The following is a 6,788-nucleotide window of genomic DNA, read 5'->3' on the forward strand; positions in this document are numbered from 1 at the left end:
CGAGATGCTCACGATAGTCGCCCCGTTCTGGGCGTTCCTCGGCGGACTGATGGTGATTCAGGGCGCGTTCCGCGGCGCGGGTCGGACCCGCATCTCGATGGCGCTGTCGCTGATTTCGCGGTGGGTCGTCCGCTTCCCGGCGGCGTTCGTCCTCGCGTACGCGCTCTCGTGGGGCGTCACCGGGCTCTGGTGGGCGCTGTCGCTGTCGGGCGTCGTCACGTTCGCCGTCGGCTGTCTGTGGTTCCTCCGCGGCGATTGGCGCTCCGCCGTCGTCGGGAGCGCCGACGAAGACGCGTCCGACGACGCTCGACAGGACGACGAGGACGCGCCGTCCGTCGCCGACTGAGCGCCGGTCAGCGCGCCAGAGTCTCCCGTTTCCCAGAAAAAGTGACAAGTAGATGTATGTCCCACGTTCACTCATGTCGCACACACCAGACCTCCCCGAGGAGTACGTCTGTACCGGCTGTCACGCCATCTACGCCGGGACGGTGTCGAACGACGGCGACACCCACCACTTCGAGGCGCCGGACGAGTGCGCGGCCTGCGGTTCGACGGCGTTCGTACCGCTCGAACAGTACGTTCACGAGGCGAGTGCGTAAGCGGGACGTGGGGTTCACCGGGCGCGGGAGCGGTCCATCGGACGTGAGAGCCGAGACGGACCGCCCGTAGATTCATCGCTCTGGCGGCCCACGGTCGAGCGATGGCTGGCGAGTCCGCGGCCGTACGATGGGTGAATCTGGGCGTCCGGTTCGGACTGGAGATGGGGGCGTTGGCCGCCCTCGCGTACTGGGGAGTCCGAACCGGTGACGGTCTGCCCGCGCAGGTGGGTCTGGGGCTCGGCGCGCCTCTCCTCGCGGCCGTCGTCTGGGGACTGTTCGTCGCGCCGAAGGCCCGGTTCACGCTCGCGCCGGTCGCTCGACTCGGCGTCGGACTCGGGGTGTTCGCCGCGGCGGCGGCCGCCCTCGTCGTCTCCGGGTTTCCGACGCTCGGCGTCGCGTACGGGGCCGTCGCACTCGTCAACAGCGTGTGGGTGTACGCGAACGGCGACCTGTGACGGGTCGTCGGAAGGCGGTGATCTGTGACGGGTCGTCGGAAGGCGGTGATCTGTGACGGGTCGTCGGAAGGCGGCGACGGACGGGTTCGCTCCGGAGGGCTTCGACGGAGCGTCGACGGGGGTTCGGGTCGAGTCCCGACGAATTTAGTAGTCCCGATGGCCGGGACAGACGGCGGTGTCCCACTCGGTGCCGGGGATGGTCCGCTCTGCGAACGCGCCGAGTCCGAGTCGGTGCTCCCCGTCCGCCTCCGGGAACTCGTCGACGCTGGCGGCGGTGAAGTACATCGCGTACCGTTTCGGCCACTCGCCCCGTTCGTTGATCCGCTCGGCGTGGGCGGGACGCGCGAGTCGGTCCGTCTCCTCGGGGAGCGACACCCACTCGCCACCCTCGCGGACCACGAACTGGTCGGCGTGGCCGAGGAAGACGTCGTCCGGGAACGCCTCCTCGCCGAACGTGTCGTCCGGGAACTCCTCGTCGCCCGAGAAGGTGTCGTCCGGGAACGACACCTCGACGGCGAGGTACTCCGCGGTCCGCTCGCGGACCTCCATCCGGAGTCCCTCCTCCGTCTCGGCGCTCCCGCGGCCGGCCGTCGTCAGCATCGTCGTTCCGGCGGCGATACCGCCGATCGTTCTGAGCACGCTGCGCCTCGAAACCGTCTCGTCTGTGTCGTGGTCGAACATCGGTCGTTCCTCCAACCGCATCTGGATGGACGGGAACGCACGTGGTGGAACCAGTCGCTCGATACTCCGGCGCGTCGAAGCGGAGGCGGTCTAGGTATCTAGAGGGCGCGTCCCTCGGAGGGTCACGGCGGGGCCGAGGCGGCCGAGCGCAGACGGCGGAGGGACGACTCTCACGGCCGAGGGGCGGGGCTACTTCGAGGAGCGCTCGGCCTCCGCGACTGCGTCGGGCGCGTGAACCGCCTCGGGGTCAAGCCCCGAGGCTTCCCGTGGATTAGTCGGACACTCCCATCCGACCATCGGCCTGATAGCCTCGAACGGTCGGATGGGTCACGGTCGGGGCGTCCACAGCCCCCGATGCCTGCCGTCGCACCTTCCGAACAACGGGAAGGCTGTTGAGAGCAGGCACATTCCAATCGAGTTTCTTCACGCCTTTCACGGCGATGTTAACGCTTGCACCACGGTCGCTGTGGTCTTGATGACCACAGTCTTTGCATTTGAACCGCTTTTTGTGACGGTTCGCACGTTCCGTATGTCCACACATCGGACACCGCTGGCTCGTGTACGCAGGGTCAATCCACGAGGTCGGGATGCCCTCGAACGACGCCTTGTAAGACGTATAGAACTGTAGGGCACGGAACGGGAGGTGGTGCAAGCGTCGGTTCATTCGCGTGCCGTAGTCGATACTGTCGCGCATCTCTTTGAGGTCTTCAAAGGCGATGCACGGCTTCTCGAACTGTTGGCTCCACTCCACGATGTGCCGAGATACCTTGTGGAGTCGGTCGCGGACAAACCGTTCTTCGCGCCCTTCCAACGTGTCGTGGATGCTGTCTTTCCCGGCGTTCTGCACGCGCTTCCGCATCGTGAAGTAGCGGTGGCGCTCGAACTTGATTTCGGGGAAGTCGATGACCAACGAGTCCTCAACGCCATCCTCGGAGAGTCCGGTGAGAGCCACGTTGTCCTCATTCACGTCCACGCCGACAACCGTCCGTGAGTCCTGCTTGTCCCGAACTGTTTGTTCGGTGTTGGTGACGTTAACGTGCAACTCAGAAGTGTCGTTGTGGAACAGGGCCTCCGCCGTCCCAATCTTCCACTCGTCACTTTCGAGTGCGATCTTGAGAATATCGAGGTGAGCGTCACTCCCTTCGAGGACGCCCTTGACGTGGTTGTACGGTTTCGCGCTGATTCGGAACGCCACGTTGCCATCGTCGATGAGCGACAAATTGTACCCCTCCTCGTAGTTCGCACGAAGCGGGTACGCACCGTCTTTGGTGTGGCTCGGAAGCCCGAAGTCGTCGTACTCGTAGTAGTTCTCCATCGCTCCGAGAGCCTTGGCGACAACGCGCTGAGTCGTGTTCTTCACAAGGTTGGCGTCGTCTGCCACGCGGTCGGGAATCGTATTCCAGTCCACACCTTCTTTGGCGAGAAGGATGGTTTCGTTGTACACTCGTCGGGCTTCGAGCGTGGCGTCGTACAACAGGCTCTTGTTGCCACTCTGGATGTTGAGTTGGAAGTCCAGAGTCTTGACGAGAGCCTGTGAGCCTGTCATTCTTCGTCTTGTTTGGCGGGTTCTGAGGTTCGGACGACTTTCACGTCGGCCCCACGCCAGCGTTTAGGAACGGTGACGTGGGCACTGTTCCCGAACGGTTTGACCTCACCGTCGAGAACTTCCTCGCCGTCGATTTCGAAGCGATTCACCACACCTATGTATATATTTTGGATATACTTAATTGTGTTGGTGGAGTGGGTTCGATATGGGCGAGAAGCGGTCGAATCACACGGTGTACAACGCCAACTACCACTTCTTGTGGTGTCCGAAATACCGCCACTCGATTCTCGAACCCATCGAGGATTCGCTGGAAGCGAGTTTTCGCAACGTGTGCGACGAGTACGATTACGAGATACTGTCGCTCCACATCTCACCCGACCACGTACACCTGTTCGTGTCAGCCCATCCGAAGCACGCCCCGAGCGAGATCGCACGAACTGTCAAGAGCATCACGGCGCGGGAGATGTGGGACCAGCACGAGTCGTTCTTGGAGGAGTATCTGTGGGGTGGTGGATTCTGGGAACAGTCGTACTACATCGGAACGGCAGGAACAGTCTCAACAGAAACGATTGAGCGGTACATCGAGCGGACAGAACACGTCTAAGTGTCGGCTTCACCCTCGGGGTCAAGCCCCGAGGCACTCGCTTTGTTTTCTCTGGAGACACCCGAAGCGGGACGGCCTTCGCGTCCGGCGCCATTCCGGCGATTCCGGTCGTACCGGCGTTGCTCCCCGTCGCGATACCGGCGCAGTGGGTGCCGTGCGAGTCCACGTCGTCCGCGGCCCGTCGCATCTCCGTCTGCGGTTCGCCGAGGTAGGTGTACGGCGCGATGGTGTCGCCCGACGGAGGCAGGCGGACCTCGACTTTCTTGGCGCCGGGGACGGTGGGACTGCCGTCCGAACTCGACGCGCCGTCCGAGCGGAACAGTTTCCCCGCGGACATCGTCGCGTTCACGTCGGGGTGATCGTCTTCGATGCCGGTGTCGATGATGGCGACCTGTCTGCCGGCCCCCGTCGCGGCGTCGTGCGCCTCGAACGCGCCGGTCGTGTCGTCGTGTTTGTCCCACTGCATGTCGGCGAGGGCGTCGTCCGTCGACGCCGTCGTCCCTGTCTCCGCCGGGCCGAGCAGTCGATAGCCCTCGTTCGGTTCGACGGACTGCACGCCGCCGACGCCTTCGAGTTCGGACTGCGACTCCGCGAGGACGAGGTGGACCGAGTCGTCCGCGATGGAGGCGACGACTTCCCCGCCCGCGCGTTCGAGTCTCCGCCGGACGCCGTTGCCGCCGGCCGTCACGACGAACTGGTCTCGGTCGTCGTCGGCGCTGGCGGTACCCATCGCACCGAGGGCGACTGTGCTTCCCGCGACTCCCTTCAGGAGCGCACGTCTGCTAAGTGAAGGCATGGCGGACTGCTATGCTCGGTCGACCTAGTAAAGTCTTGGCAAATATTGCCAAATAATTACGTTTTCGGAGCTTGTATTTAACACAGGCCGAGCGACTGGTCAGAAGTCGAGACGGTACCGACGACGTGGAGTCTCCGGCGCGAGTCAGCCTCGTCGGAGACGACGATTTTCGTCCGTCCGACCGGTGCCGTCGTTCGACTCGTCCGGACCGAATCGAGCGTCGACTGTGGGATTCAGAATACCAGTATTGATACTCTTGCTGTCGCCCGGATTTGATTACTGCGCGGAGTTATTTCTATTCCGAGCGGAGAGGGGAGTAGAAACGGTGAAGAGCGAATCTAGCTACGGTCTGTCGGACCGGCAGCCGACGAACGTGCGGATTCCCTGATTCTCAAATATTAAATACGGGAACCGGGCAACGCAGTCCCAATGCTGTGTGACGTGTTCGTCGGTGACGGACGATGAGCGGTCGAGTGCGGGGCGGCGGCGCGGGGACGGCGGGCGTCGTCGAGGCGGTTCCGTCGCCGCTTCCGCCGGACGACGGGAGCGCGTGGTACGCCCCGGACGTCCGCGCGCAGTACGAAGTCGTCCCGGGCGCGTCGCCACCGTCCGCGACGACGACGGCGTCGGCTTCCGCTACGAGGTGGACGAACCGGGCCTCGGCCCGCGGGAGGAGGCGGCCTTAGCGCGGGTCAGAGACCACTTCTCGGTCGTGAACCGCCGCCGACCGCTGACGAGGCAGGGGACCGCCGAACGCGCCGCCGAGGGCGTGCCGCCGAAGTACCGCCGCGTGTTCGACCGTTTGCTCGACGTGTCGCCCGCGGCCCGGCGTCGCGTCGAGTACTACGCGCTCCGCGAGTTGCGACTGCTCGGCGAGGTGACGCCGTTGGCGCTGGACGACCACATCGACGTGGTGGACGTGGGCCGCGAGGGCGAGGACGGAACGCTCGTCGTCCACACGGAGAACTACGCGCCCGCGGCGACGGCGTACCGGACGGACGCCGAGTTCGCCGACCGGGTCGCGGGCGAGCGACTGCGGCACTACACCGTCCCGTTCGGCGGGTTCGACGTGGACGTGGTCCTGCACCGCGACCACCTCCTCGGCGACGACCGGTTCACCACCAAGTACGCCGTCCTCGAACCCGACCTGCTGCCGGGCGACGAGGCGCTCATCGCCGAGTGCAAAGAGCGCATCTGGGAGGCCAACGCGGGCGAACTCGTGGAGGACCGGGCCGCGTTCGTCCGCGAACGCGCCCGGCAGTTCCTCTCGCGTCGCCTGACGGCCCGGAACACCCGCGCGTGGGTCGAAGCCACCCGGTTCCGCGTGCGAACGGCCCTCGCCGAGTACGGTCTGGCCCTCCCGCCCGTCGACCGCCGGTTCGCCGAGGACCGACTGGACGACCTGGTCTACTACGTCCTCCGCGACTACGTGGGTGAGGGCGTCCTCACCGTCCCCATCCGCGACCCCAACTTGGAGGACATCGAGGCCAACCGCGTCGGCGAACGCGTGAAGGTCATCCCGCGTGCGGGCGTCGCCGACGACGACGCCATCGGCGGCGGCCGGGTCCCGACGAACCTCGCGTTCGACGACGAGACGAGTTTCGTCAACGTCGTCACCCAGTTGGCCGCCGCCGACGGTGTGGAGTTGAACGCCTCCCGGCCGTCGGCGAAGGTGAACCTCCGGCCCGAGGGCGTCGACGAGACGATTCGCTGCGCCGTCGCCCTGCCGGTCATCTCCGAGGGCGGCCCGCACGTCTCCATCCGCAAGCAGTCCGCGGAGCCGATGACGCCCGTGGACCTCGTCCGCCTCGACGCCCTCCCGATAGAGCTGGTCGCCCTGCTGTGGATGTTGTACGAACACCACCGCGTCGTCCTGTTCTCCGGGCCGACGGGCGTGGGGAAGACGGACGCTGATGAACGCGCACATGCCGTTCATCCCGTACGACCACCGCCCGGTCAGCATCGACGAAGGTCACGCGGAGGTGCGCCTACCGGGTTCGCACCCGACTCTCGCTGCTACTGTGACCAGGATTTCGTTACTGAGCGGTCCACGCGAGCTCTCGCCCGAGCCTCCACCCGCACAGTATGCCAGCCTACTGGGTCACCC

The 6,788-nt window shown here is 65.2% G+C and carries 7 protein-coding genes and 2 pseudogenes; 5 read left to right on the forward strand and 4 right to left on the reverse strand.

What is annotated here, in order from left to right; genetic code table 11:
• The 3 genes from GJ632_RS17745 to GJ632_RS17755 all read left to right on the forward strand — a co-directional run.
• Positions 1-346: MATE family efflux transporter (locus GJ632_RS17745; RefSeq protein WP_255473597.1), on the forward strand; the 346-nt coding region annotated here is incomplete at its 5' end.
• A gap of 73 nt (positions 347-419) precedes the next feature.
• Positions 420-599, forward strand: a complete 180-nt coding sequence (locus GJ632_RS17750; RefSeq protein WP_191453646.1) for a hypothetical protein — start codon at positions 420-422, stop codon at positions 597-599.
• Between the two features lie 101 nt (positions 600-700).
• Positions 701-1,054 (forward strand): YrdB family protein, encoded by a 354-nt coding sequence (locus GJ632_RS17755; protein WP_089805008.1) that lies wholly within the window; start codon positions 701-703, stop codon positions 1,052-1,054.
• 144 nt (positions 1,055-1,198) lie between these two features.
• Here the strand turns inward: GJ632_RS17755 and GJ632_RS17760 are convergent, their stop codons facing one another.
• The 3 genes from GJ632_RS17760 to GJ632_RS17770 all read right to left on the reverse strand — a co-directional run bounded on the left by GJ632_RS17760 (position 1,199) and on the right by GJ632_RS17770 (position 3,433).
• Positions 1,199-1,756 (reverse strand): hypothetical protein, encoded by a 558-nt coding sequence (locus GJ632_RS17760; protein ID WP_197428068.1) that lies wholly within the window; start codon positions 1,754-1,756, stop codon positions 1,199-1,201.
• Between the two features lie 250 nt (positions 1,757-2,006).
• Complete coding sequence (locus GJ632_RS17765; RefSeq protein WP_191453648.1) at positions 2,007-3,281, reverse strand: RNA-guided endonuclease TnpB family protein; 1,275 nt, start codon at positions 3,279-3,281, stop codon at positions 2,007-2,009.
• Entirely contained in the window at positions 3,278-3,433 is a 156-nt protein-coding gene (locus GJ632_RS17770; protein ID WP_084777756.1) for a DUF2080 family transposase-associated protein, read from the reverse strand. The genes GJ632_RS17765 and GJ632_RS17770 overlap by 4 nt, the downstream gene beginning before the upstream one ends.
• Before the next feature lie 53 nt (positions 3,434-3,486).
• On the opposite strand from GJ632_RS17770, the gene tnpA reads away from it, so the two are divergent.
• The gene (gene tnpA / locus GJ632_RS17775) at positions 3,487-3,885 is read left to right on the forward strand and encodes an IS200/IS605 family transposase (RefSeq protein WP_191453649.1); all 399 of its coding nucleotides are present in this window, start codon (positions 3,487-3,489) and stop codon (positions 3,883-3,885) included.
• Between the two features lie 64 nt (positions 3,886-3,949).
• Here the strand turns inward: tnpA and GJ632_RS25555 are convergent.
• Positions 3,950-4,681 (reverse strand): annotated as a pseudogene (locus GJ632_RS25555) (S8 family serine peptidase); the annotation flags it as partial.
• Positions 4,682-5,142: 461 nt separating this feature from the next.
• Here GJ632_RS25555 and GJ632_RS17785 point away from each other — a divergent pair.
• Positions 5,143-6,711, forward strand: a pseudogene (locus tag GJ632_RS17785) (type II/IV secretion system ATPase subunit); the annotation flags it as partial.
• Between the last annotated feature and the right edge of the window lie 77 nt (positions 6,712-6,788).

Source organism: Halogeometricum sp. CBA1124 (assembly GCF_009741955.1).
In the GTDB taxonomy this organism is placed as follows: Archaea; Halobacteriota; Halobacteria; order Halobacteriales; family Haloferacaceae; genus Halogeometricum; species Halogeometricum rufum.